At 51.6% G+C, this 25,738-nt stretch carries 16 protein-coding genes; 11 read left to right on the top strand and 5 right to left on the bottom strand.

Going from position 1 to position 25,738, the window contains the following annotated elements:
* Positions 1 to 516: 516 nt before the first annotated feature.
* From HUF19_RS09590 to HUF19_RS09580, 3 genes are all read left to right on the top strand, one after another.
* Positions 517 to 753, top strand: coding sequence for a hypothetical protein (locus tag HUF19_RS09590; RefSeq protein WP_260996445.1), 237 nt, complete (start codon positions 517 to 519; stop codon positions 751 to 753).
* The gene (locus tag HUF19_RS09585; protein ID WP_260996444.1) at positions 750 to 1,220 is read left to right on the top strand and encodes a DUF8453 domain-containing protein; all 471 of its coding nucleotides are present in this window, start codon (positions 750 to 752) and stop codon (positions 1,218 to 1,220) included. The genes HUF19_RS09590 and HUF19_RS09585 overlap by 4 nt, the downstream gene beginning before the upstream one ends.
* Positions 1,221 to 1,299: 79 nt before the next feature.
* On the top strand, positions 1,300 to 2,148 hold the full coding sequence (locus tag HUF19_RS09580) for a hypothetical protein (protein ID WP_260996443.1): 849 nt from the start codon (positions 1,300 to 1,302) through the stop codon (positions 2,146 to 2,148).
* A gap of 272 nt (positions 2,149 to 2,420) precedes the next feature.
* Here HUF19_RS09580 and acnA read toward each other — a convergent pair whose 3' ends face one another.
* Entirely contained in the window at positions 2,421 to 5,138 is a 2,718-nt protein-coding gene (gene acnA, locus HUF19_RS09575) for an aconitate hydratase AcnA (protein ID WP_260996442.1), read from the bottom strand.
* Between the two features lie 270 nt (positions 5,139 to 5,408).
* On the opposite strand from acnA, the gene HUF19_RS09570 reads away from it, so the two are divergent.
* The 3 genes from HUF19_RS09570 (at position 5,409) to HUF19_RS09560 (ending at position 12,528) form a co-directional block, all read left to right on the top strand.
* Positions 5,409 to 7,274, top strand: coding sequence for an ankyrin repeat domain-containing protein (locus HUF19_RS09570; RefSeq protein WP_260996441.1), 1,866 nt, complete (start codon positions 5,409 to 5,411; stop codon positions 7,272 to 7,274).
* A gap of 927 nt (positions 7,275 to 8,201) precedes the next feature.
* Entirely contained in the window at positions 8,202 to 10,727 is a 2,526-nt protein-coding gene (locus tag HUF19_RS09565) for a DUF8727 domain-containing protein (RefSeq protein ID WP_260996440.1), read from the top strand.
* A gap of 10 nt (positions 10,728 to 10,737) precedes the next feature.
* Positions 10,738 to 12,528 (top strand): hypothetical protein, encoded by a 1,791-nt coding sequence (locus HUF19_RS09560; RefSeq protein WP_260996439.1) that lies wholly within the window; start codon positions 10,738 to 10,740, stop codon positions 12,526 to 12,528.
* Positions 12,529 to 12,947: 419 nt separating this feature from the next.
* Here the strand turns inward: HUF19_RS09560 and HUF19_RS09555 are convergent, their stop codons facing one another.
* A complete protein-coding gene (locus HUF19_RS09555) occupies positions 12,948 to 15,740 on the bottom strand; it encodes a bifunctional aconitate hydratase 2/2-methylisocitrate dehydratase (RefSeq protein WP_260996438.1) in 2,793 nt (930 codons plus the stop codon).
* Between the two features lie 523 nt (positions 15,741 to 16,263).
* On the opposite strand from HUF19_RS09555, the gene HUF19_RS09550 reads away from it, so the two are divergent.
* Together HUF19_RS09550 and pdxB are read left to right on the top strand one after the other, a co-directional pair.
* A complete protein-coding gene (locus tag HUF19_RS09550; RefSeq protein WP_260996437.1) occupies positions 16,264 to 18,399 on the top strand; it encodes a molybdopterin oxidoreductase family protein in 2,136 nt (711 codons plus the stop codon).
* A gap of 86 nt (positions 18,400 to 18,485) precedes the next feature.
* Complete coding sequence (gene pdxB / locus HUF19_RS09545; protein WP_260996436.1) at positions 18,486 to 19,628, top strand: 4-phosphoerythronate dehydrogenase PdxB; 1,143 nt, start codon at positions 18,486 to 18,488, stop codon at positions 19,626 to 19,628.
* Between the two features lie 751 nt (positions 19,629 to 20,379).
* On the opposite strand, the gene HUF19_RS09540 is transcribed toward pdxB, so the two are convergent.
* Together HUF19_RS09540 and HUF19_RS09535 are read right to left on the bottom strand one after the other, a co-directional pair.
* Positions 20,380 to 20,817: a hypothetical protein gene (locus HUF19_RS09540; protein WP_260996435.1), complete on the bottom strand. Its 438-nt coding sequence runs from the start codon at positions 20,815 to 20,817 to the stop codon at positions 20,380 to 20,382.
* Positions 20,817 to 22,034, bottom strand: a complete 1,218-nt coding sequence (locus tag HUF19_RS09535; RefSeq protein ID WP_145468422.1) for a pyridoxal phosphate-dependent aminotransferase — start codon at positions 22,032 to 22,034, stop codon at positions 20,817 to 20,819. Before HUF19_RS09535 ends, HUF19_RS09540 begins: the two co-directional genes overlap by 1 nt.
* 94 nt (positions 22,035 to 22,128) lie before the next feature.
* Here HUF19_RS09535 and msrB point away from each other — a divergent pair, with 94 nt between their 5' ends.
* The 3 genes from msrB to HUF19_RS09520 all read left to right on the top strand — a co-directional run bounded on the left by msrB (position 22,129) and on the right by HUF19_RS09520 (position 23,573).
* Entirely contained in the window at positions 22,129 to 22,527 is a 399-nt protein-coding gene (gene msrB, locus HUF19_RS09530) for a peptide-methionine (R)-S-oxide reductase MsrB (protein ID WP_260996434.1), read from the top strand.
* A 95-nt stretch (positions 22,528 to 22,622) separates the two neighbouring features.
* On the top strand, positions 22,623 to 23,102 hold the full coding sequence (locus HUF19_RS09525; RefSeq protein WP_260996433.1) for a glutathione peroxidase: 480 nt from the start codon (positions 22,623 to 22,625) through the stop codon (positions 23,100 to 23,102).
* Positions 23,103 to 23,105: 3 nt separating this feature from the next.
* Complete coding sequence (locus tag HUF19_RS09520; protein ID WP_260996432.1) at positions 23,106 to 23,573, top strand: MarR family winged helix-turn-helix transcriptional regulator; 468 nt, start codon at positions 23,106 to 23,108, stop codon at positions 23,571 to 23,573.
* Here the strand turns inward: HUF19_RS09520 and HUF19_RS09515 are convergent.
* Positions 23,542 to 25,698 carry a response regulator gene (locus HUF19_RS09515; protein WP_260996431.1) on the bottom strand — a complete coding sequence of 719 codons (2,157 nt, stop codon included), beginning with the start codon at positions 25,696 to 25,698 and terminating at the stop codon, positions 23,542 to 23,544. The two genes, HUF19_RS09520 and HUF19_RS09515, sit on opposite strands and share 32 nt — an antisense overlap.
* Positions 25,699 to 25,738 lie beyond the last annotated feature (40 nt).

The raw sequence follows: 25,738 nt of genomic DNA, 5'->3' as shown, positions 1-25,738 counted from the left end.
TGCCATTCTAGCAGCGGGGATGACAGAAATATTGACAGACGAACGTCGACAATGTGCAGCCTGCTGAAGGGGCAAAAGGAGGTCTGCCGTTTTTTGAGAGCAGCCGCTAATCACCAGCCACAGGAGCGGCCTTGCCTGCGACAAACTTGTTGGAATTCACAGCTCGTAGGAGCGGGCCATGCCCGCGATATTACAAACCTTTCATAGTAATCTGAATCCAGTACTTTATACCTAGACCGTAAAAATAAGTTTTCTGTTATTAATAACGACGGGCAGTTTGCGTAACAGAGTCAGAGCGACAGGTTAACCAGACGAGAGCTTTACAGGCGCAGAAAAACTGAATTAACCAGCGTGCGCGTTTTTCTGGGGTGTTTTTCTGAGGTGTTTTTAAGGGGCAGGCGACATTTCCGAACTAGATCAACTGGTTGCTGAAGAAGCCTCGAAAAAGTCTACCCGAGTTAATGTGTGCGCACTAATAAAAATGCTACACGTACAGGGAGCATCGAGGTACACATCATGATCAAAACAACACATGTATCAATCCAATGTCGAGAATGTGGCCATGCTGAATTTGAGCAGCCAGATAATGTACAAGATGATGACTTCGTAAAATGTCATGATTGCGGGTTTCAGATCATGCTGGCCGATTTAAAAGAAGTCGGTGTTGAGCAAGTAAAAGAAATTGTGATACCTGAAGTAAAGAAAGAAATTGAAAAAATGCTTAAAAAAGCATTCAGAGGCCGTTTGAAATGAGCGAGTACGAAATCCTAAGCTTATTGATCTCGATTTTAGCTGTCGTTGTTTCGGCTGTTTCTCTTGTCAGAACCAGAAAAATAGCTAAAGAGCAGCTTGAGCTTGAAAAAGTTACAGCTGAATTATCTCGTTTGCAAATTGATTCTCTAAACGAAGAAAAGTCCAATAAAGACAAGCCAAGCTTCAATGTTACGCTGACTAAGCTGGGGAAGTCATATAACTTCTATATTTCAAATACAGGTCAAGGCAGTGCGTATAACGTAAATTTCGAGTTAGTTGATTGCGAAGATAGCCCTCTTTGTAATGACGTTGAAGACAAGTTTCCACTTCCTGAAATGAAGCCAAACTCACGAGTTAAACTCATTGCTGCAATACACATGGGTAGTCCTCTGAAATATCAGGTAAGGCTTTCTTGGCAAAATAAAGAAGGTGAAAACTTCAATGAAAGCCATTGGATTACCATGTAATGTACGTGTGACCAGGCATTCCAGGTGACGCCTACGGCGCACCTGAATGAGATGTTAGTATCAGGAAAGGTAGCTCATTTTGATAGGGAAATATGACCAAAATATAACTTTTATTTCTTCAGTGGTAAAACTATGTGTTAACGCAAATATAGTGATTGGTGCTTTTGTAACCATTATATACTGTGGGATTATTGACTATTACCCTAGCGGATTAACTATTGGGGATTCGCTGTTTTTTATCGCAGCGAGTTTAGCTTTTGCTTTGACTTATACAGTTATGGTGCTGGCCCTGCTATGCGCAGGAATTACGTTTTCACCAGTAATGAGAGTTCTACAATCAATAGTAATGGACTGTATGAATTACATGCTGAAAATTAGAAGGAAGCCCGCCATAATTTTCAAGATAAATTTCCCGGTGATAAGGATGGATAGCTTTGCCTTAGTATTTATTGGGTTATCTATAATTGCTTTAAATGTTATTAGTTATAGTAAAGACTTTGATAAGGCCTTCGATCTTAGTGGTGCTATAGTTGCCATGACATTTTTATATGGTTTGTGGAGTACTAAGCCTCGAAGGAAGGAATACAATGAAAAATCCATTAGAAATTTTAAAATTGGTCTGGCTGCTGCTATCTATTTGATTCCGTTAATAATGTTTCAACTCAAAGGGAATTACCTTAATCAATCAATGAGTATGATCGGTGTTCGAATAGACTCAAGCATCATACAAGTCTCAAAAAAGTATAAAGAGTTTCTAGTTGAAAATGGTGTCAAACCTGATAAAACAACTACCACTGGAGAAGGAGTATATAAAGATGTGATGATAGTTTTTAGGGGTATAGGAACAAATGTTGTTGTGAGTGTTAATGGCTTTAGTCTGGTTATCCCTAATAAAGAAATTATAATCGGTAAAGGAAATAGCGGTTAACAATGGAAATTGAACCATACAAGTTGTTCAAGGTGACGCCTGAGGCGCACCTTACCAAGGCGTTATAAAAACCGAGATTTAGCCTGTGCCCCTCTGAACCAGATTCACTCATCACCAGAGTATTCCGCGGAAGGTTGCATTCAGACCCAAAAAAACCGGCTCCTCTTACGAGTGCCGGTTTTTTTAGCTTTTCAGTCAGAAGGTCTGGTCAAACCAAAATATCTGCCGAACCAAATATCTGATTAAGCCGGTGGTACCTGTTTCAGCTGTTGTTAGCTGTTGGCCGCAATAATATCGCGCAACACCATCGGCAGAATGCCTTTGTGGCGAATCTGCTCAAGCTCGGATGAGGTATCTACCCGCGACAGCAATGTATGCTGCTCAGATGATCCGTCTTTACGCTTAATCGTCAGCGTCACAGAGCCGCGTGGTGTAAGGCTATCAATGCCCGCCAGGTCAAAGGTTTCCGAGCCATCTAAGTTCAGCGAACCCAGTGTCACGCCTTCTGGTAATTGCAGCGGTAATACGCCCATGCCCACGAGGTTGGATTTGTGAATGCGCTCAAAGCTCTCGGCAATAATGGCTTTTACCCCCAGCAGCGCCGGGCCTTTGGCTGCCCAGTCGCGTGATGAGCCGGTGCCATACAGCTTGCCGCCGAATACCACGGTTGGCGTGCCTTCCTGCTGGTAGCGTGATGCTGCATCGTAGATCGACATCTTTCCCGCGTCGCCATTGGCATCGTAGTAATTCGTCACCGCACCTGTGGTGCCTGGCAGCATCAGGTTGCGGGCTTTGACGTTGCCGAAAATACTGCGCAGCATCACGTGGTGGTTACCACGACGGGCGCCCAGTGAGGTCAGGTCGTTGGCGTCCACGCCGATCGACATCAGGTACTCTCCCGGTGCGGAATCCGGGCGGATACGGCTCACCGGCGAGATATGGTCGGTGGTGGTGTTGTCATCACACATCACCAGCATGCGCGCGTTGCTGATGTTGTTCAGGGAATCCTTTGGTGTTTCCAGTGAGAAACCATCAAAGAAGGAGATTTCCTGAATGTAGCTCGACTTCTCGTCCCACTGATACACAGGGCCTGTCGGTGACTCCAGCTTCTGCCAGGTTTCCGGGCCAGCGAGTGAGTTTTCGTAGGTTTCACGGAAGGCTTTCGGGTCCATGCACTCGTGCATGGTTTGGGTGATTTCGGCGTTGCTTGGCCAGATATCTTTCAGGAACACATCATTGCCCTGAGCGTCTTTGCCCAGCGGCTCTTTGGTAACGTCGATATTCACATTGCCCGCGATCGCCATGGCAACGACCAGTGGCGGCGACATCAGGAAGTTGGTGTCGACATCCGGGTGCACACGGCCTTCGAAGTTACGGTTACCGGACAGTACGGATGACACAATAATGTCGTGGTCGCGCAGGGCGGCTTCAATGCTTGGTGCCAGCGGACCAGAGTTACCAACGCACGTCGTACAGCCGTAACCAGCGGTATTAAAGCCCAGTGCGTCGAGGTGTTCCTGCAATCCGGCTTTGGTTAAGAAGTCGGTTGCCACTGGTGATCCGGGTGCCATCGAGGTTTTTACGCCGTCGGGCACTTTCATGCCCAGTTGATTGGCTTTTTTCGCCAGCAGGCCAGCGGCAATCAGCAGGCCGGGGTTAGAGGTGTTGGTACAGGCAGTAATCGCGGCAATTACGATGTCGCCGTCTTTTAAGGTGCGCTCTGGCAGTGATTGGAAAATACCGGCTTCGTCGGCTTTAACAGGTGTAACGGTTACTTCTTCCGGCGTGCGCGCGCCTGCCGTTGCAGCCTGCTGGAATACCTTGCCGATATCGCCCAGCGGCAGTCGGTCTTGTGGGCGTTTTGGCCCCGCAACAGAAGGCTCAACGGTCGATAAATCCAGATGCAGCAGGTCGGTGTAGCGCGGCAGTTTCTGGCCCGCTTTCCACGCCATGTTCTGCGCCTGGTTATAGGCCAGTGGCAGATCGCCATCGCGGCCGGTGGCTTTCATATAGTCGGCGGCGATTTCATCAAACGGGAAGAAGCCCATGGTCGCGCCGTATTCCGGCGACATGTTGGCAATGGTTGCGCGGTCTGGCAGCGACAGGTTAGCGCTGCCTTCACCCACGTATTCCACGAATTTACCCACCACACCGCGCGGGTATTTGCGCAGCATTTCGGTGATGGTTAATACCAGATCAGTGGCGGTAACGCCTTCGCGCAGGGCGCCGGTCAGTTCTACACCAATTACCTCAGGTGCCAGCATTTCCATCGGCTGGCCCAGCATAGAAGCGCCGGCTTCAATACCGCCCACACCCCAGCCAACAATACCCAGCGCGTTGGCCATTGGCGTGTGGCTGTCCATACCGATCAGGGTATCCGGGATCATTAGGTCGTCTTGGGTGAGGTAGCCCTGAGCCAGATACTCCAGGTTCACCTGATGCACGATGCCGGTTTGCGGCGGAATAATGCGGATGGTGTTAAACGCCTGCGCGCCCCATTTAAGGAAGGCATAACGCTCTTTGTTACGGGCAGCCTCCAGCTCGCTGTTAATGCGCAGCGACGCCGGGCTGCCGGTGTTGTCCATGGTGACCGTATGGTCGATCACCAGATCGGCACGCACCAGCGGCTCAATAATGGCCGGGTTCAGACCCATGCGCTGTACTGCCGAGCGCATCGCGGCGAAATCGACGATGGCCGGTGTTCCGCTTAAGTCGTGCATGATCACCCGGCCCGCGGTGAACGGAATTTCGACCGGCTCTTTACCCTGATGCGCAGGCCAGTTGCCCAGCGCCTGCAGCTGCTCAACGGTGATGCCGTTTTTGCCGACATTGCGCGCAATGCCTTCGAGGATGGGGCGCAGAGAAAACGGTAGATCATCCAGGTTGATGCCGAAGTGTTCTGCGGTGTCTGGCAGGCTGTGAAAACGATGAGACGTGCCTGGCAGAGTCTTAATCGAGCTTGAAGGGTCGAAATGGGTAGGTGATGTCATGCTGGATTCCTGGCAGGTTGTTGAGTGCAGGGGTGGCAGAAGCCTGAATTGTCAGCAATTTTAACGGCATGAGGGGCTAAAGCAAGGTTTTTGACTGCCGCTTTAGTCGGATTGTATACAATCTTGTGCTACTCCGGCTTCGGCTTGCTGTGCTGCTGGGATCGGGGCAGGGGTTCGGGGCAGGGGTTCGGGGAGCCGTATTGTGTCTTCTGAGTAGCGCTATGAGCCGCAATCCGGCGTTCGCGGCTCATGGTTGGACGTAGTGTTAACGTGGGTGTCCTGATAGAGTTTGCTAAACAATTCCCCGGTTTAGGTAGTCTCCAGCCGATGTTGATAACGAAACGTCCTTATTTAAAAACCACATTGATACTGATGCTGGTATCAGCCCTGTCAGCCTGTGTAGCGCCCAATACCAACAACGCAGCAGAGAATAGAAAGAATCAATCCATTCAGGAAGCAAAAGCCCTGTTATCAGAGCCAGGGGATATCAATCGAACCTCCCCCTCCGGTATGACTCCCCTGGGAGCAGCTATTTTACTGGCACCTGAACGCGTTCCTGAACTGATTCAGCAAGGCGCTGATGTCAACGCCCCCATTCAATGGATGACTGAAAAGGGTAGCTGGTATGCAAATTACCCGCTCAATTTAGCGGTGGGTCGTCCGAAGTTTCTAGGATACACATCCATCAACGCCTTTGACTTCAGCCAGGATCTCCCAATGATCAAGGCACTACTGGCCGCTGGAGCCGACCCTAACCAAGCGGCACAAGGACAATACACTCCATTAATCACTATTACATTTAATCAATATACTGACTTCTTCTTTCAGGATACTAAACACGCCAATGAGCATTATATAGAAGTGGCCACCTTGCTCTTGAGCTACGGCGCAGATATTAATTGGGCTCCCGATGGGCCCGCGCTGACCGCATTAGTGTGGACTCAGGGCCATTCCCGACTAGAACTATTGAGACATTTCTACATGGAAGTGGCTAGCAGAGAGTCCGTAAACACTGCATTCTTCACTGGCAGCCCTGAAGACCGCGTTGCCGCTTGGAAGAGTAAACAGGCCGAACTCGCTGAAATAAAAGCGACTGAAGAAAAGGCTGCCGTCGAAGCCGAGGCTCTGCGCCAGCAGCAATATCAGCAAAAGCGCCAAGTCATTGCCCAGCTGATTGATGAAGACCCCAACCTGCTGGATGCCATCGACCTGATGCGCGAGAGTTACTCGCCCTACTTAGCCTTCCGATCCGGTATGGGGAAAGTCAACAACACCCCATGTGGGAGTAAGGACGGTTGGTCAAAGTCCTGCGACTCACTCGGTAAAGAGCTCAGGGACGAGCTGATCACCAAGAGTAATCAAGCCTCCAAAATCTACCTGGCCCAACGGAAACGAATCGCCAATCTCTTCGGTCAGCAATACGACATTGCCTATGATGTGCTGGGGGATCATCTAAAGGGTGTCCAAGCCGATCCCGACATCACAGCCTATTACGATGCTCAGACTCGACGTATGGAGAGTCTTCGCCGCAGTGACCGCCGTCAGAGCCAGGCTGAAGAACAGCGCCAGATGTATGATCTGATGAAATACGCCGAGAAGTCTTTTAACGACAAAGCCGTGATGATCGAGCGTAGCTGGGAAAAAACCGCACAAGTCATCACCAACGCTGAGAACAGCCGCAAAATGGCGCAGATGCAAGCCAAGCTCGACAGCATCGATAAACGCCTGGCCCAGCAACAGGCGCAAGCTCAACAGCAGCAAAAAGCCTTGACTCAACGCACACAGGTGAAAACTGTCCCCACCCAAGGTGCCGCAACCACCGGTCAGGAGCTGCGTACATCCAAAGACCCCGAGATCTGCTCCGGCCCTCACACTCTAACCGCTCAGGAAGGTGTTTATAGCTTTGCGGAAGTGAACAGCGGCCGTCCGTCCGATGAGCTGCAATCGCTTAAATGCCCGAAAGACCGCGTGGTCAGGGTGGTTAATGGCCGCCCAGACTTCCTCACCGGTGGCTACGTTGCGCCGGTTAAGAAAACAAAACTGGATGACGGTAACTTCAAATTGTCGACAGAGGCCATGACCTATATGTGTCTGTGCGCCAAAGCGCCAAGCGGGACCAGCGCCGTGTCGCAATAACCTACAACTAAAACGGGGTGCATTATTAGCACCCCGTTTTGGTACTGAAGGCGAGCGCCAGTATTAGCTGACGATCTGGCCGCGGTAGATACGCACCGGCTTGGTGGCGATTAATCACAAGTTATTGAATTTGGATCAAGGATGAATATTAAAGAAGAGACAATATATTTAAGCGTTGATATGGCAAGCAGCCTTAGGAGCTTAAGGGACTATTTATGAAAGGTGGTTTCTGTTCAGTTTGCTATTTGTACTGCCAATCTTAGCTTGGCATTTTGAGCCTGTTTTTAACGAAGCAATGCCAACGCAGATAGTTTTTCAACAGCCTGCGAGTGAATACAGTGTGTGAATTGTCGCCAATTTAACGTCATAAGGGGCTAGAGCAAGGCTTTTGAGTGCCGATTAGTCAGATTGCATACAATTTTGGCGTTGGCAGTGCATTAAAGGCCGTAGGAGCGGGCCATGCCGGCGATGATGCAAGCCCTTGTTGCGAACGCCAGCCGGAGAATGAAACCGCATTAAAAACCTCAGGGACGAAAAGTGGCCGGTAAGACACTGTGCACCGACAGCGTTGGAGTTTGCTGGGTTCTGCCCTGGATATTGCTCAATCGGAAGAATGTGTTGGCGAGGGTGTTTGTATTAACGTTACAGTTTATTGATGAGATTTCGTCTGAGCTAAGGGGTTATGAGTTTATGCCATCTGATTAAGTATGGGATCTACCCCTTTTTCTCGGACGGTTTAATTGAATCGCCACTAACTTGCTAGACTCCTTTCAGTCAACGTTTGGCTTCTGGAATGCGTGCATTTGGACTAGCCACAACTCAAGTTTTAAGAGTAAAAATAGCATTAAGAAGCATTGAGGAGTAACTCCTGGTTCTATATATTTCATTGATATAATTCTCAAAATGTCCACATTTAAAGGAATGCCAATGTACAGTGAAGAACAAGTAGTAGCCACGCGGTATGTGGTTGCAAAACGATCAACTCTGAATCAGGACTGCGGACTAGTTACCATTCTCTTTGAGGTCGACGAAAACAATAATTTCATCCCCCCGAGAACGATGAGAACAGAGCAGGAGAGGCTCGTATGGATTTCTCGTGGATATTCAGAAGTTAATGACCAGTTCCGAGATGGCCAGTCCATGTTGCTCGAAAATCTACATGAGCAGGACAAAAACTCAGACACTTACCAAATAGCACCAGATAAGAATCGTGCTGAATACTGGGCAACCGGTAAATCCATTAAAGCCATTCCGGACAGTCAAATTATTCCCGTTATTCGTGCAGAGCTTCCAGATACGGCTAGTGGTCGTTTTCGTACCGACGAACTCGTTCCCTCCGGACCAATATTCATCCAGAACAACGATGCTATTTATGGGCCGTTCCATGCAGTTCGAGATGACGATGAGGTATACCGCGCTGAACCCCACCAACAGATGATCCTTCGAGTAGCCAATGATCATGTGGCTAAGTTTAATTGCGATGATCTCTTGCAAGCTGGCGCCATGCTGGAAGTAGATCCGGAAGAGGGCTACCCGTATCGAGCGTATATTACCGATCTGCGTGTACTGGCCACTGAGCATAAGAATTTTGAACAAGTTGATTACATAACTGACGCTCAGCTCGTTACCTATTACGTTAAAAGTGCCTTTGGTCGTGGTAAGAGCCCTCTTGCGCGCAAGCACGCAGACACACTGAAGGGAGCGCTGGCTGAACAGGCAAAGAAAACCAAGATTCTTGATGACCCACGACTGTCACGATTCAGAAGTATTCTGGATAAGTTCCTGTCAGAGAAAGATCCCGGTGAGCAGATCATCCACGACTGGTTGTCTACTCCGGAGGGCAAGGCTTTTGCCGAAGATAAGCTGAAGGCGAATCCAGCATTGGCAGGGCAGTCGTCGATGGTAGTCGAAAAGAAACAGGAGCTCGACGAACTCCAGCAGCAAATCGACGAGTTCCGAGGCAAGCACGAACATGAGCGCCGTACTTACGAGCAAGCACGTAACAAACTGCAGCTCGATCTTGAGCAAGAGCGTATCAGACGAGAAAGAGAAATTGAGACCAGTCTGAAGGAAAGTGAGAAGAATCTGACTGAAAAGCTGGGAAGCGAGGTACAAGAGCTGCTTGAGCGTAAAGATGCTCTGAATCATGAAATCGAGAAACTGAGATCTGATAAAAAAATCGTTATGGATGTTGCTCGGTTAGAGGAAGAGGTTCGTCATCTGGAGCGTGATAAAGACCGTCTCCGAGATGCGATCAGGGATCAGGAAAGTACACTGAAAAACCCTCAGTTGGGAAGGGATGTGGCGGAGCTGCATTGGCATTTACAGGTACTGAATGGACAGCTGGGTAGTGCTGCAAATCAGGAACTGTCATACACCCCATCCAAGCTTATGAAGTCAAAACCAGAAAACCGAATGCTGATTGCAGCTATCGCGAACTGGTTTGAGGCCGAAGGGAGAGCGTTCACATTTGAGGAAATGGCTAACCTTCTGATTACTACTCAGCAGTCGCTAATGACTGTGATGAAAGGGCGGCCGGGGTCCGGTAAGACATCTTCGTCTATTCGTCTGGCGCGGGCGCTTCACATTGCTGATGAGAGTTCACGTAGTGATGACTTTCTCAATGTTCCAGTCAGTCGTGGTTGGGTATCAGGTCGTGATTTTCTGGGGTACTTCAATCCACTTAAAGGTAGTTTCCAGCCAGCACGGACTGGGATTTATCAGTTCATTGTAAATGGTACACGTGAGGGAGCTGGTAATACGCTACGTTTGATTTTGCTGGATGAAGCAAACCTGTCTCCAATTGAGCACTATCTATCGGATTTCATTGGCATGTTTGACTCTGAAGGCCGAAACAGGCCTCTGGATACCGGGTGCCTAGGAGACGATCAATACCTCTCGCTGCCTGAGAACATACGCTTTATAGCGACAATAAACTCGGACGGTACCACGGAACCTCTGTCTCCACGTATGTGTGACCGTGTACCCGTCATCTCAATGGATTATGAAGAGCCAGAAGGAGAGAACATCTTCTCTGACCTGACGATGGACGGTGCTGTGCCATACGATGTTCTGGAGTCCTTCTTTGGTGTAAGTGCTGCCGGCGAGACAAACATTGGCTATACGCCTCTGAAACTCCGCAACTTCATGAGAAAGATGACATCCGTTGATCAGGGTATGGGGCGTTCAATACCCATCAGCGCTCGGAAGCAGAACGCCATCGCTAACTATTTCGCTGTTGCTAAAGAGTATCTTGGGGAAACCCGAGCAGCTGATTTTGCCATCGCTCAGTATCTGCTACCGCTTGTAAATGGCTCTGGCCAAGCCTTTGGGAATAGGCTAAAAGAACTGAATGCTCTTGCTGGTGAAAGTGGATTTGAGCGTACACGCCATCTATTGACCGAGATGGTTGAGATTGGCAAGGAGAACATCGACAACTACAGCTTCTTCTAAGGTCGTCGACATGAAAGTGAGATTCGAGGTCCTAGACCGTCGCGACATGGCGCGGGTGATAGAGCTGTCAGCCGATGATGCATTAGGTCATCGCCAGTGGGTCACTGAAATGGATGCTCTGAAAATATCAGTGCGCCTTGAAGCCCCAGTGGATGAAGTGAAAGTAATCGTCAGTGATGGTGAGGTTGTTCTCAGTCCAGATGACGAGTCGGGGTGCATATTTAGTTGCATGCCCGGGCGTCGGCCTGACGGGCGGTATAAATCACTTTTTTATAACTATTTTGGTGTTGCCCCTATCTATGTTGAAACCATAGAGCAGGGAGTGAAGCACCTGGTATCAGTAGGTGAGCTGGAGGTACTCGCCCGTAAGGCCTCCGTTGAACAAGCTAAACGGATGGTTTCTTATGTTCTGGAGTCAGGAAATATCGAGCTACTCAGGCGCTATGGGGCTACCCGGCGAGGCGCCGGGCCGTCGGAGGAGTCGGGACTGCCGCCGAATCGTCTGATTGAGCATTTGGAAGAGACGCTGAGAGTGATGGAGAATACCATCCCCTCAATAGTCAGGAGTCCGATTCACTCCCTTACGAGTGAGTTAAAGGTTGTAAATAACCCGGGCGATTTGGACATCCAGGATCAGGGGGTTGCTTGGCTATGTGAAAACCTTGGTGTATTGGAAATTAGTGACGATATTGAAGACTACGTGATGATACATGATGGACGACAATATCGAGCGAGATCTATCCAAGCGCCAATTACCAGGGAAAGCAATGATGTCTATGAAAACCGGATTATTCATGGGTTCATCGATCGCTGTATTTCATTCGTTCACCAGCTTAAGCAAGGTATAGGAGAGAACTCCAAACCCGTTTCATTAAATAAAGCCGTTGGTTATGAGAGCTTCTTCAATGTGATGGGCGAGTGGCTGAAGGTAGAGGCGCAGATCCACATAGATAAGCTCGAGCTGATTTCGCATAGGTTGAAGCGTTTGAAGTCGTTGGTGGAAAGAAAGATTGATGTTACGCAAATACTGATCGAACCGCCTAAGTTCACACCTAAAGCCCGTGCGAACCGGAACTACTCGACACTTTATAAAGCGATGCATGAATGGTATCGGAACACTAATGTCGACTGGACAATAGAGAAGTTTCTGATGGCTATTAACAGCATCCCTAAGCTGTTTGAGCTGTATTCGGTTCTGGTTGTTGCAGACTGGCTGAAAATCAACGGACGACGATTGTCGACTGACGCTGAATCCTTTGTTTCTGTTGAAGTTGGGGAGCGGAAGATTACGCTTAAGTACGAGCCAGAATATTGGAGGACTAAGCATCTGAAGGCCAACGAGTCCAGTGTTGTAGGGACTCAAATTAAGAAGGCCGATGAGGCCCTTCGGCATTGGCAGGGCGCCCGGGTGCATACATCGGGACATTACCAATTAAGGGCACCTGATCTTGCTCTGGAGTGCAGCGAGCAGGGTAATCATAACAGGCTGGACAGACTAATTATCCTGGATGCGAAGTATGTTCGACGGGACATGGCGTTCGAGCAGAGCCTTCCTGACTGTACTATGAAATATGTTCACGGGCTGACATCGATGAATCGGAAAAGCTTGGTGGATGCCATGGTGATCTTGTATCCGGATGCAGAGGGTCCATGGCTTGACTACCATGCTTGGGATTACGGTCTCTTTGGTGCGACCCCACAGCAACCTGTACTTGGGGCTATGGGGTTGCTCGGTGTAGAAGATGATTCAATGGACACTATTAACCGCGTTATGAGCCGATTAATATCTGACTGGTATTAGAGGTGAGAAGCCAGACGCCACGAGTCCCAGCTTAATGAATCGGCAATAGTGTCACTGGTTGAGCTAATGATGAAAATCAGGGGTTCTACCCCGTTTCCCAAGGCCGGGGTAGAACTCCTGATCATTATTTAGGCTTAAAAGGAATAAAAAACCGGCCCCTCTTTCGAGTGCCGGTTTTTTATTCGATCGCGTTTTGTTTCAACAGAAGCCGATCAGTTCAGTGAGCTGCATAGGCCGGTTTAAAACCCGCCTAAATCCGCTCTTAAATTCAATCTGTCGTCATTGATCTTTTGTGCTTAGAAGTCGTTCCTTTCAGAACCTCAAAACCCAATCGTTCATTCTGGCTTAGCGCATTGGCTGAGCTTAGCCCGCTGCCTGAACCTTAAAGGTCAGGGCAGTGGGCTGATTCCCGCAAAAGCTTAGATAGCTTTCAGAGGGATTGATGGACGAGCCAGATCTTCAGACGGTGGAGCAAAAGACGTCAGGTTGATACCGTCAACCGCTGCTTTGTACTCTTCCAGAGTCGGGAAACGACCCAGAATAGTAGACAGAACAACCATTGGGGTTGAACCCAGCAGAGACTCACCTTTCTTCTCAGCGCTGTCTTCTACAACACGGCCCTGGAACAGACGGGTAGAGGTCGCCAGAACGGTGTCACCGGCTTCTGCTTTTTCCTGGTTACCCATGCACAGGTTACATCCAGGACGCTCCAGGTACAGGATGTTCTCGTACTTGGTACGGGCCGCTTCTTTTGGCTTGTCATCGTCGAAAACGAAGCCAGCGTATTTGGCCAGAATGTCCCAGTCGCCTTCGGCTTTCAGCTCGTCAACGATGTTGTACGTTGGTGGCGCTACAACCAGTGGCGCTTTGAACGTGATAGGACCGTTCTTCTCCAGGTTGCGCAGCATGGCAGCGATGATCTGCATGTCACCTTTGTGAACCATACAAGAACCAACGAAGCCCAGATCCACTTTACGGCCATTGTAGTAAGAAGCCGGACGGATCACGTCGTGGGTGTAACGTTTGGATACGTCTTCGTTGTTTACGTCCGGGTCAGCAATCATCGGCTCGTCGATGGCGTCCAGGTCTACAACCAGCTCGGCGTAGTACTTGGCGTTGTCGTCCGGAGCCAGGGCTGGCTCTTCACCAGACTTGATGCCGGCAATACGCTTGTCAGCCAGGTCGATCAGGCCTTTCAGCATGCCCGCTGCGTTGTCCATGCCTTTGTTGATCATGATCTGGATACGGGACTTAGCCAGTTCCAGAGATTGGATCAGGGTGTCATCGGTAGAAATACAGATAGAAGCTTTCGCTTTCATTTCTGCAGTCCAGTCGGTGAAGGTGAAGGCCTGGTCAGCCAGCAGGGTACCGATCTGTACTTCGATCACACGGCCCTGGAATACGTTTTCGCCGTTGAACTTCTTCAGCATCTGCGCCTGGGTGGCGTGTACGATGTCACGGAAGTCCATGTGTGGCTTCATTTTGCCTTTGAAGGTTACTTTCACAGACTCTGGGATTGGCATAGCTGCTTCACCAGTGGCCAGTGCGATAGCAACGGTACCGGAGTCAGCACCGAACGCCACACCTTTAGACATACGGGTGTGAGAGTCACCACCGATGATGATCGCGCGGTCGTCCACAGTAATGTCGTTCAGTACTTTGTGGATTACGTCGGTCATGGAGTGGTAAACGCCTTTCGGGTCACGTGCAGTGATTACACCGAATGCGTTCATGAAGGCCATCAGCTTAGGCGTGTTGGCCTTGGCTTTGTTGTCCCATACAGAGGCTGTGTGACAGCCAGACTGGAAGGCACCATCAACGCTTGGAGAGATGGTAGCCGCTGCCATGGATTCCAGTTCCTGACAGGTCATAGGACCTGTGGTGTCCTGAGAACCTACGATGTTCACTTTAACGCGAACGTCAGAACCGGCGTGCAGAGGGGTCTTGGACTTAACGCCTACAGCGTTGCGGTTGAAGATTTTTTCAACAGCAGTCAGGCCCTGGCCTTCGTGAGAGATTTCTTTAGATGAGGCGTAAACAACCGGTGCTTCGATGCCCAGAGTTTCAGCAGCAAAAGTCTGGATCTTCTTACCGAAAGTTACCGCGTAAGAACCACCGGCTTTCATGAATTCCACTTTTTGTGGGGTGAAAGCGGATGCTACGTCAACCAGTACATTGCCTTCGCTGTCGAGCAGCTTCTTGGCTTTGGTGTCGATGGTCAGAACGGTGCCGGTCTTAACAGAGTAGGCTTCTTCCAGTACCGGGTCGCCGTTGGCGTCACGTACGATTTCGCCGTTTTCGTCTTTCTTCTGTACCCAGTTTTTCAGGTCCAGACCGATACCGCCGGTTACACCTACAGTAGTCAGGAAGATAGGAGCGATACCGTTGGTACCGGCAACCACAGGACGGTTGTTAACGAACGGGATGTATGGAGAGGTTTTTTCACCGGCCCACAGTGCCACGTTGTTCACACCAGACATACGGGAAGAACCCACACCCATGGTGCCTTTTTCAGCGATCAGCATCACTTTGGCGTCTGGGTTTTCTTCGCCCATTTTTTTGATTTCTTGCTGAGCTTCAGGAGAAATCATGCACAGGCCGTGCAGTTCACGGTCAGCACGGGAGTGAGACTGGTTACCCGGAGACAGTAAGTCAGTAGAGATGTCACCTTCAGCAGCGATGTAGGTGATAACCTTAATTTTCTCTGGGATGTCGTCCAGCTTGGTGAAGAATTCTGCTTTTGCGTAGCTTTCCAGAATGTCTTTAGCAATGGCGTTGCCAGCTTTGTAAGCGTCAGCCAGACGGCTGGTGTCGGCTTCGTACAGGAATACCTGAGACTTCAGAACTTCGCCGGCAGCGGCGTTGTTGGCGTCGTCAGACAGAGCGATGTCCAGCAGGGCTTCAACAGAAGGGCCGCCTTTCATGTGAGACAGTTGCTCTAACGCGAATTCCGGAGAGATTTCGGCAACGGTTTCTGCACCGGTGACGATGTCTTTCAGGAATTTGGCTTTAACACCAGCGGCCGGGGTAGTACCTGGCAGGGTGTTGTAGATGAAGAAGTTCAGAGAGGCTTCACGCTCTGCATTGCCGGTATCTTTGATCTGGGCAATGATTTCAGACAGCAGTTCTGCGCTATCGATTGGTTTTGGGTGTAAACCCAGCTCGTTCTTACGAACCTCAATTTCTTTCAGATATTCTGAATACAGACTCATTAGCGACCCTCTCAAAGCCTCAGTTGCAACGTATGGGCACTTTAGTCAGCAACGAGGGATTGTATTCCGTTCTGACTAAGTACCATTAAGTAAGAAGGCAGTTTCCTGAACAGACGATCAGCCCATACAGGGAGCTACCCTTTCTATAATGGCGCGGAGTATACCGGAATTATGGCGTCAGGCGCATTAGTCCCCCTGATGTGCATCATTCATAGAAGTTATGTGTGTAAGGTCCGATATTTTCCCGGTTTATCAGTGCATGCGCATGGCCGCCGTCATGGCCGTCAGGGGCTTTCTGCGGTTTCTTTTTGCTGTTTTTGTGTGCTGTTGGCTGCGTATAAGCGGGGGAAATACAGTTTGGCCGCGACCTTGGTGGCAGCCCCGGATGTCCTGAGTTTTGTTGTCCTGAATTTGGCACAAAAGGCCTGCTCCGGGCCATTGAGCAACAGGTATAGTCAGTAAAAACAATAAGCCCGGCCTCAGCCGGCTATTCAGCAGCCAGAACAACAGCCAGGACAACAGCATGACTATTCAGACGCATAAACGCACCTGCAGCCTGTGCGAGGCCACCTGCGGCATTGAAATTGAGTTTAATCCGGCAACGGAAGAGATTCTGTCCATTAAGGGCGATAAATCCGACCCTTTCAGTCGCGGCTATATCTGCCCGAAGGCTACCGCACTGCAGGATCTGCAGAACGATCCTGACCGCTTGCGCACACCGCTGAAAAAAACCGCTTCCGGCTGGCAGGAGATTTCCTGGTCACAGGCGCTGAATGAAGCAGCAGAAGGTTTTCGCCGTATTCAGGCCGGGCACGGACGTGATGCAGTGGGCAGTTATCTGGGCAATCCCAATGTTCACAATTACGGCAATATGATTTTTGGCCCGTTGCTGCTTAAACAACTGGGCTCGAAGAACAAATTCTCTGCAACATCGGTTGATCAGCTGCCGCACCATATGGCCAGTTTGCATATGTTTGGCCATCAGCTGCAGATTCCGGTGCCGGATATTGACCGTACCGATTTTCTGATTGTTATGGGTGGTAATCCGCTGGCCTCAAACGGCAGCCTGATGACCGCGCCGGATATTAAAAACCGCCTGAAAGCCATTCGTGAGCGCGGCGGCAAGATTCTGGTGATCGATCCGCGCCGCAGCGAGACGGCTGGCGTGGCCGATGAGCACTGGTTTATCCGTCCGGGGCAGGATGTGCTGCTGTTGCTGTCGTTGCTCTATGTCTTTACCCATGAGCTGAGTGCCCAGCTGCCAGCGCTGCCGGAGTATATCGACAGTGCCGATCTGGCCGGATTGTGTGCGGCGTATGCACCGGAAAATACGGCTGCGCGCACAGGTATTGAAGCATCTCAGGTGCGCGCACTGGCAGCGCAGTGGCTGCAGGCAAAATCGGCGGTCTGCTATGGCCGTATGGGGGTTTCGGTGCAGCAGTACGGTGGCCTGTGCCAGTGGCTGATCAATGTGCTGAACATTGTCAGTGGCAATTTCGATCGTGCAGGCGGGGCGATGTTTACCTCACCGGCGGTGGATATTGTTGGCATTACCGCCGCGCAGGGCGGGCGCGGACACTTTGACCGCTACCGTTCGCGGGTACGTAATCTGCCGGAATTCGGTGGCGAGCTGCCGGTGGCGGTGCTGGCCGAAGAAATCCTGACGCCGGGCAAAGGGCAGATCCGTGGCATGCTGACGGTGGCCGGTAATCCGCTGCTGTCTACGCCCAACAGCCGCCAGCTTGAGCGTGCTTTTGAATCCCTCGATTTTATGGTGTCGGTGGATTATTTCCTCAATGAAACCAGCCGCCATGCCGACCTGATTCTGCCGCCGTGCGGCCCGCTGGAACGTGATCATTACGATGTGATCTTCAACGCGCTGGCAGTGCGCAATGTGGCCAAATATTCGACGGCCTTGTTTAAACCCAAACCCGGCGTGCTGCAGGACTGGCAGATTCTGCTGCAACTCACAAAACGACTGAACCGTGGCGACCTGAAAAAACGCCTGATCAACCGCCTGACCTGGGTGGTGATGGGCTGGCTTAAGCCTGAAGGCGTGCTGAATAAGATGCTGAAGAGCGGCAAAAGCGGGCTCGACCTGAATGCCCTGAAGAAGCAGCCCGAAGGGGTTGATCTTGGTGCGCTGCAGCCGGTGATGCCAAAGCGGCTGTTTACCCGCGATAAGCGCCTGAATCTGACCCCTGAGGTGTACCTGAATGCTCTGGCGGAGGTTGCTTCTGAGCTGCAGCAGCCGTTGCTGACGGGCGATCAGTTGCTGCTGATTGGTCGCCGTCATATCCGTTCCAACAACTCCTGGCTGCATAACAGCAAGCGTCTGGTGAAGGGCAAAAGCCGCTGTACGCTGATGCTGAACCCGGCGGATGCGGAGCGGTTGGGTATCGCCGATGGTGTCAGCGTGCGGGTCAGCTCGCGTGTCGCCGAGCTGGACGTGGTGGCCGAAGTCACCGATGAACTGATGCCCGGTGTGGTCAGTATTCCCCACGGCTGGGGACATGGCGTGCCCGGTATCCGTCTGCGTCAGGCGCAGGAAGTGGCCGGTGTTAACACCAACGACCTGACCGATGATCAGCTGCTGGATGGCCTGACCGGTAACGCGGCACTGAATGGTGTGGCGGTGACACTAACGGCGGTGGCCTGAGATCGGTACTCCATGAGCTGTGGCAATTGTCATTCTTGATGGCAATTGCCACAATGGCGCCTTCCTGTTGAAAAGAGCGGACCCCAGTGCACATAGTTGCGGACGAAAACATTCCCCTGTTAAACGAATTCTTTGCGGATTTTGGCGAGATCACTCTGGTTGAAGGGCGCAGTATGACGGCGGCGGATGTCGCAGAAGCCGATATTCTGCTGGTGCGTTCTGTTACCCGGGTGGATGCCCAATTGCTGGCCGGCAGCAAGGTAAAATTTGTCGGCACGGCAACGATCGGCACCGATCATATTGATCAGGATTATCTGCAGGACGCCGGAATCGGTTTCAAAAGTGCACCGGGCTGCAATGCGCAGGCGGTGGTTGACTATGTGCTGAGCGCGCTCAGTGTGTTAGTGGACGAGCGCGGTATCGGCTTTACCGATGTCAGCGTCGGTATTGTTGGTGTGGGAAGTGTGGGTCTGCTGCTGCGTCGCCGTCTGGAAGAGATGGGCGTTACCGTGCTGGCGGTTGATCCGTTCAAAGACCCGGAAGAGGTGGGTGAGCTGGTCACGCTGGACGAAGCCCTGCAGGCCGATGTGGTAACCCTGCATACGCCACTGACCCGTGATGGCGAACATCCGACCTGGCATCTGATTGATCAGCAGCGTCTGGCGCAGATGAAGCCGGATGCCAGTCTGATTAACGCTGGTCGTGGTGCGGTGGTCGATAACGCCGCATTACTCGAACATATGCAGAATAACCGCGATTTTGAGGCGATTCTGGATGTCTGGGAAAACGAGCCTGAGCTGGATCTGAACCTGATGCACCGTTGTCTGCTGGCAACACCGCACATCGCCGGTTATTCGCTGGATGGCAAAATGCGCGGCACCGAATATGTGTATCAGGGGTTGTGTGAGTTTTTCGGCTTGCCTGTACGGCGCAAACTGGCGCAGTTTTTACCTGAGCCGGGGGTTAAACGGGTGAATTTCTCCGATCAGGTGCCGGTTCATCAGGCATTGCGTACCGCCATTCGTGCGGCGTATGAAATCCGTGTCGATGACGGTGTAATGCGTACGGCGATGAAGCGCTCGGATAACCTCAAGGCAACCTTCGATCATTTGCGCAAAAACTATCCGCTGCGCCGTGATATTCCGACCTTGCGGGTTGGTGTGCCGGCCAAGTGTCATGATCTGCACGAAGCATTAACTGCTGCGGGTTTTGATGTGCGGACTAAATAAATTGGCTGCAGAGCTCCCATAAAAAAACCGCGCACTGCGCGGTTTTTTTATGTCTGCCGTCTGCTCAGGGCTGATGACTGAGCAGGTAGTCGCGAACCAGTCCACTGGCTCCCACGCTCTGCGTGGTAGCCCTTGCTGGCACAGTTGCATGCCCACGCAGAGCGTAGGAACGAGGAGATCCTTGAAACCTTGATATTTACTGGCCGCGTGCCTTATCGGCGAGACTTCGGGCGTCCTGCCCTTCGCCCTGCGGACAGGCCAGACATATCAGCGGTTTCTGCGGCGGCCCCAGAGGCGCAGAAAACCGTCACCGCGATGTCGTTTTTCAAATCAAACGCATTTTTTAAATATCATGTCTCAAACGCGGTTTTCTTTGAAATACGGCTGAGCGGATTACTTAAACCGGCGATCGTGCGGCGCCAGTCAACCAGATGATTCTGCGGCCTTCAGAGCAAAACCCTACCCCGGAACGATACAAATTATTGCTGTTTTAAAGCGTCGTTCCGGGGCGAATTGTTTTGCGTGCCGCATAATCATTGCCGTTGGCTGGAAGAAGCCGGACGCGCCGAAAAGAGAGGATCGTAAGGAGATACCTCTCCTTGCAGGGGGCCAGGGGCTTGCCCCGGAAAGGCGTTTCAGATTGAAAAGCAGTCGTCGATGAATACTGCAGTTTGGAGTGACACGATGTCACTCCAAACTGTGGGACAACAGTGGCTTTGCGCGGTTTTTTATGTCGGGTGTTTAGCCGTCGTTATATCGGATTGCTGAGCAGATAATCCCTCACCAGCTCGCCCACCCAGAGTGAATCGCCCTGCAGCCGGGCAAATTCCAGCACCTGAAACACCGGCGTAATATCGCCGGAGTGTTCAATGCTCTCCGCATCACCGCGCAGTGACTGCGGCTGGGCTGGTGCTATAAGGCGGGTGAAGGCTTTGCTGGTGAGGACAAAATCATCCACCGAATCCTGACGGTTAATGGCACCGAAACGGATAAAACCTTCTTCTTTCAGCCACTGCACTGCGCCGAGGGCGGCGAGGTGGCGGGGGCTGTGCAGGCCAAATTCGTCAACGGTATCCGGGCCTGAAATATCTTCGATAAACAGCGTTTGCTGGCGCGGAAATGCGCGGAAACCACTCAGCAGAGTGGTTGCGCAGTCTTTGTAAAAATCGTCGATATGAACGTCAAGCATCAGAGCTGGCGATAGCTTTCAAAAAACTGCTTGGTTTTGCCAAGAGCCAGTGTCAGATCTTCCGGACGTGGCAGGAACACCACGCGGAAGTGATCCGGATAAGGCCAGTTAAACGCAGTGCCGTGCACAATCAGGATTTTCTGTTGCTCCAGTAAATCGAGCACCAGACGTTCATCGTTGCGCACGTTGAATTTTTTCGCATCGACTTTCGGGAAGCAGTACAGCGCGCCCTGCGGTTTTACGCAGCTGATGCCGGGAATGTCGTTGAGCATTTCCCAGGCAATATCACGCTGCTGGCACAGGCGTCCGCCCGGTGCGACCAGATCGTCGATGCTCTGATAGCCGCCTAGTGCGGTCTGAATAGCGTACATCGCCGGCACGTTGGCGCACATGCGCATGGAAGCCAGTAATTCCAGACCTTCGATGTAGTCGCGGGCTTTGTGTTTGGCGCCGCTGATAATCATCCAGCCAGAGCGGAAACCGGCCAGGCGGTAATTTTTCGACAGACCGTTAAAGGTCACAATCAGCAGGTCATCGGCCAGTGATGCGGTGGAAACATGCTCAACTTCGTCGTACAGAATCTTGTCGTAAATCTCGTCGGAGAACACGATCAGGTTATTCTGGCGGGCTATTTCCAGCATCTGCAGCAGCATTTCCTGCGGATACACGGCGCCGGTCGGGTTGTTCGGATTGATCAGTACCAGTGCACGGGTTTTATCGGTGATTTTGGCGCGCATATCATCAAGATCCGGCTGCCAGCCAGCACCTTCGTCACAGATATAATGCACGGCACGGCCACCGGCGAGACTGACGGCGCCGGTCCAGAGCGGGTAGTCCGGGGCCGGAACCAGCACTTCATCGCCATTATTCAGCAGGCCCTGCATGGCCATAACGATCAGTTCGCTGACGCCGTTGCCGACGATGATGTCTTCAATGCCGACGTTCTGAATATTTTTCTGCTGGGCGTACTGCATGATGGCTTTGCGTGCAGAAAACAGGCCTTTGGAATCGGCATACCCTTCGGAATCCGGCAGGTTATAGATGACGTCCTGAATGATTTCTTCCGGCGCGTCGAGGCCAAAAGGCTTGGGATTGCCGATGTTCAGTTTCAGAATCCGGTGGCCTTCTTCTTCCATGCGTTTGGCGGCTTGCAACACAGGTCCACGCAAATCGTAAAACACATTAGCCAATTTGTTGGATTTAAGAATTTCCTGCATGGAAGTCGCACTGCCTTTGTTGAAAGGAAAAAGAAAGCTGGCATGATACTCCTCAGATCGATGCTTCGAAAGTGGCTTATCAGGAGATCCGTCAATGAGCAAAGTAAATAAAACAGCCGAACAGTGGCGGAAAGAACTGGATGCCGAAACCTACCGGGTAACGCGCGAAGCCGGAACGGAAGCGCCTTTTACCGGCCGCTATCACGACTGCAAAGACCCCGGCGTGTATCATTGCGTATGTTGTGGTGAGGCGCTTTTTTTGTCGGATACAAAATTTGATTCAGGCTGTGGCTGGCCGAGTTTTTTCCAGCCGCTGACCGATGACGTGATCGAAGAGCGTATGGATACCAGTCATTTTATGGTGCGTACCGAAGTCTTGTGTCAGAACTGCGGGGCGCATCTGGGCCATGTGTTTACCGATGGTCCGGCTCCTACCGGATTGCGTTACTGTATTAATTCGGTGTCGCTTAAACTGGAGAAGAAAGACGGCTGAGGGATGGCAAGGAAAAGGGCGGGCGAGACTTGCCCTTTTTTACCAGTAAATATATTGTGTGCAATACTATTTTAAAAAATTAAAAGGAGAGGTTTATGTCCGTTCTTTCTCACACCATGCCGCTGCTGAGTGGTCAGGAGCAGGATCTGAGCGCCTATCAGGGGCAGGTCGTACTGGTGGTTAATACCGCCAGTGAGTGTGGTTTTACCTATCAGTACGAGGGGCTTGAGTCTTTGTATCAGCAATACAAAGACAAAGGGCTGGTGATTCTGGGCTTCCCCTGTAATCAGTTTGGTCAGCAGGAAAAGGGTGACAGTGCGACCATCGGCGCCTTTTGTCAGAAAAACTACGGCGTAACCTTTCCTATGTTCAGCAAGATTGAGGTGAACGGCGACAATGCAGCCCCCCTGTATCAGGAGTTGAAGAGTGCGGCGCCGGGCATTCTGGGCAGTAAAGGCATTAAGTGGAATTTCACCAAGTTCCTGATTAACCGCGAAGGGCAGGTCGTGAAGCGCTATGCGCCAACCACTAAGCCTGAAAAACTGCAGGCCGATATTGAGCGTCTGCTGGGGTAATCTGTGAAGCACAAAGTTTACCCGCAATTACATCTGGATAATCAGCTGTGCTTTTCGGCCTACAGCCTGTCACGCCTGATTACCCAGGCCTATCAGCCATTGCTGAAAAAGCTGGAGCTGACGTATCCGCAATATCTGGTGATGCTGGTGTTGTGGCAGGCACAGGAAGAAGAGCAGCTTCCTGTGTCGGTGAAATATCTGTGTGAACGTCTGCTGCTGGATACCGGTACGGTAACGCCACTGTTAAAGCGTATGGAAAGCGCGGGTCTGCTGGTACGCAGCCGCAGCAGCGAAGATGAGCGGGTGGTGCTGGTTGCCTTAACCGATCGTGGCTGGGTGCTGCGCGAACAGGCGGCTTCTGTTCCGCAGGACATTCTCTGTGCGACGGCCGTCGATGCGGCAGAAGCTCTGTCGCTGAAAGAGCGCCTGCAGAGTCTGATCAGTCGCTGGCGTTGTCGTAATAGTTGTTAATCCACTGCACCAGCGTTGCCTGAATCTGATCCTGAGTGAATGGCTTACCGATAAAGTCGTTCATACCGGCGGTCAGGCACTGCTGGCGTTCGTTTTCTCCGATCAGTCCGGTCAGGGCAATGATCGGTGTCTGGCTGTTGAGGGAGTTGCGGCGTATCTGCCGTGTTGCTTCGAAGCCATCCATTACCGGCATCTGACAATCCATCAAGATCAGGTCGTAGCGGGTATGACGGGCGTGACTGATGGCTTGCAGGCCGTTGTCTGCGGTGTCCGGTTCTATATTCAGGTTCTTAAGGTAGCGCTGGCACAACATCCGGTTAATGGTGTTGTCATCGACCAGCAGTACGCGCAAGGAGCGTGTTGTCTCTGTGTGTTGTGGGGCCGCCTGTTCCAGCAGGGCGGTCAGCAGGTCAGACTCTGAGCATACCTCTGTGGTCGTCACTCCGTTCGGGGGATCGTTCCGGGTGTTCAGCAGAATGCAGCGATCACCATGCCGGCGCGCGGTTTCAGGGTTGTCCGTTACAAGCAGGTTATGCACGTTGCTGCTGTCATCGGAATGCAGCGGCAACTGCCACTGTTCGCTCCACCGGGTGAGCCGGGTTCGGCATTGGTTGTTTTCAACGACAATGCTGAGCGGGTGCTGGTGCAGGTGTTTGCGGACTTTCGGCAGCAGGTTTTCCAGTGAATCACAATGAATGCTGCACAACAGCAGGCTGCTGCCATCGGCCTGTTGTTGTGCACGCAGTTCGCCGCCCAGAAGCTGGGCAAGCTCCCGGCTCAGGCCGAGACCAAAGGCCGAGGGCAGGGCCATGTTTTCCGGACAAAGAGGCATAAGGTCCTGTTCAAACAAGGCTTCATTGAGAAATAACTCCGCTCCGGACAGGCTGAATGTCAGCCGTTGCTGCTCATGCCAGAGGCTGAGTGTCAGGTGGCCTTTGCTGCTGGTATGGATAATGGCATTGCTGAGCAGGCTGTGCAGTAGCAGTCTGACGCTCTCCCGGTTCAGGTACAGTGCTCCGCTTGCCGGTGGCTGATAGTCTGTACTGGCGTATCCTGGCGGAAGATTTTGCAGGCATTCTGTAGCGATGTTGCTGATATCAATAAGTTCGCGGCCGCGCTGGCTGTTGCTGTCCTGCAAAATCCGCAGATCACGAAGCAGGCCGCGGATATGTGTGGCCATCGCCGTGGCATGGGTCTGCTCGGTGTCACTCAGGGTGTTGACGAGCTGATCAAGAGGTTCCTGCAGCAGGTGTGTGAGGGTGTGCAGGCGTGCTTGCAGTGGAGCTGCTGTGACCGGGTTGTCGTCAGCAGACTGTTGCAGGCGGCGGTTCAGGTGAGTCAGAGCGTGGGTGCGTTTATGAATCAGCTCTTCCAGCTTGATGGAGTAGTCATTGATTGTGGCCTCTGCTTTACGCTGCTGATGGATGTGATCTTTCAGCAGGTTAAGCAGGGCTGCAAACTGGTTCGTCAGCTGGCCGAGTTCATCCTGACGTCTTGACTGCATCCGGGTCAGATCTACCTTATCCAGATTATCGGCCGTGAGTCCGGTAAGTTGCTTCACCAGACGGGTTAGCGGGCTGGTGACAGCACGGTAAAAGGCCGCATAGATAAAGGTCGCCAGCAGAAGACTGAACAGCAGGGCATTAAATAAAATGTTCCAGGCCTGATTGTTGAGTTCAGCGATGCTCCGGCAGTGATCCAGTTCGATAATCAATTTACCGAGTGGTGTATTGTTGTAGCTCAGGGCTTCGATATGGATGCCGGGTTCGCTGAATATCATCAGGCCAAGGGTCGATGGCTGGCAGGTGGTTGCCTTGATGGCCTGAGCCAGCTGTGTTCCGGTGCTGTCGATAACAACGGCAGAAATAATATAGGGGTGGGTTACCAGTCCTTCGGCCAGCTGTTGGTTCAGGCGCGTGTTGTAATTAAACGTGGCCAGATTGAACGAGGGGAGGGTGCTGGATATTGTGCTGCTGACGATCTGTTGCTGGCGTGTTTTCAGGCTCTGGATGCTGCTGTGTATGCTGATGGTGCTGATGATGGCGGCAATAATGAGAGTGACGGCTGCCGTGTTAAGAGCCAGCTGCAGGGCCAGTTTCTTTTTGACCTGAGAAAATATCTGCATTCTGTCCTTCGCGCAGGCGCTGTTTCAGGTGTATTCCGCT

It is taken from the genome of Thalassolituus hydrocarboniclasticus, assembly GCF_025345565.1.
GTDB classification, from domain to species: Bacteria; Pseudomonadota; Gammaproteobacteria; order Pseudomonadales; family Oceanobacteraceae; genus Venatoribacter; species Venatoribacter hydrocarboniclasticus.
Note: the sequence above shows the minus strand (reverse complement) of the source record. Positions and strands in the feature narration are given on the sequence as shown.

Coding starts and splice junctions, on each gene's coding strand:
- HUF19_RS09560 (WP_260996439.1), top strand. CDS start 10,738: ATGAAAGTGAGATTCGAGGTCCTAGACCGTCGCGACATGGCGCGGGTG.
- HUF19_RS09525 (WP_260996433.1), top strand. CDS start 22,623: ATGTCCGTTCTTTCTCACACCATGCCGCTGCTGAGTGGTCAGGAGCAG.
- HUF19_RS09515 (WP_260996431.1), bottom strand. CDS start 25,698: ATGCAGATATTTTCTCAGGTCAAAAAGAAACTGGCCCTGCAGCTGGCT.
- acnA (WP_260996442.1), bottom strand. CDS start 5,138: ATGACATCACCTACCCATTTCGACCCTTCAAGCTCGATTAAGACTCTG.
- HUF19_RS09590 (WP_260996445.1), top strand. CDS start 517: ATGATCAAAACAACACATGTATCAATCCAATGTCGAGAATGTGGCCAT.
- HUF19_RS09535 (WP_145468422.1), bottom strand. CDS start 22,034: ATGCAGGAAATTCTTAAATCCAACAAATTGGCTAATGTGTTTTACGAT.
- HUF19_RS09565 (WP_260996440.1), top strand. CDS start 8,202: ATGTACAGTGAAGAACAAGTAGTAGCCACGCGGTATGTGGTTGCAAAA.
- HUF19_RS09555 (WP_260996438.1), bottom strand. CDS start 15,740: ATGAGTCTGTATTCAGAATATCTGAAAGAAATTGAGGTTCGTAAGAAC.
- HUF19_RS09550 (WP_260996437.1), top strand. CDS start 16,264: ATGACTATTCAGACGCATAAACGCACCTGCAGCCTGTGCGAGGCCACC.
- msrB (WP_260996434.1), top strand. CDS start 22,129: ATGAGCAAAGTAAATAAAACAGCCGAACAGTGGCGGAAAGAACTGGAT.
- HUF19_RS09540 (WP_260996435.1), bottom strand. CDS start 20,817: ATGCTTGACGTTCATATCGACGATTTTTACAAAGACTGCGCAACCACT.
- HUF19_RS09585 (WP_260996444.1), top strand. CDS start 750: ATGAGCGAGTACGAAATCCTAAGCTTATTGATCTCGATTTTAGCTGTC.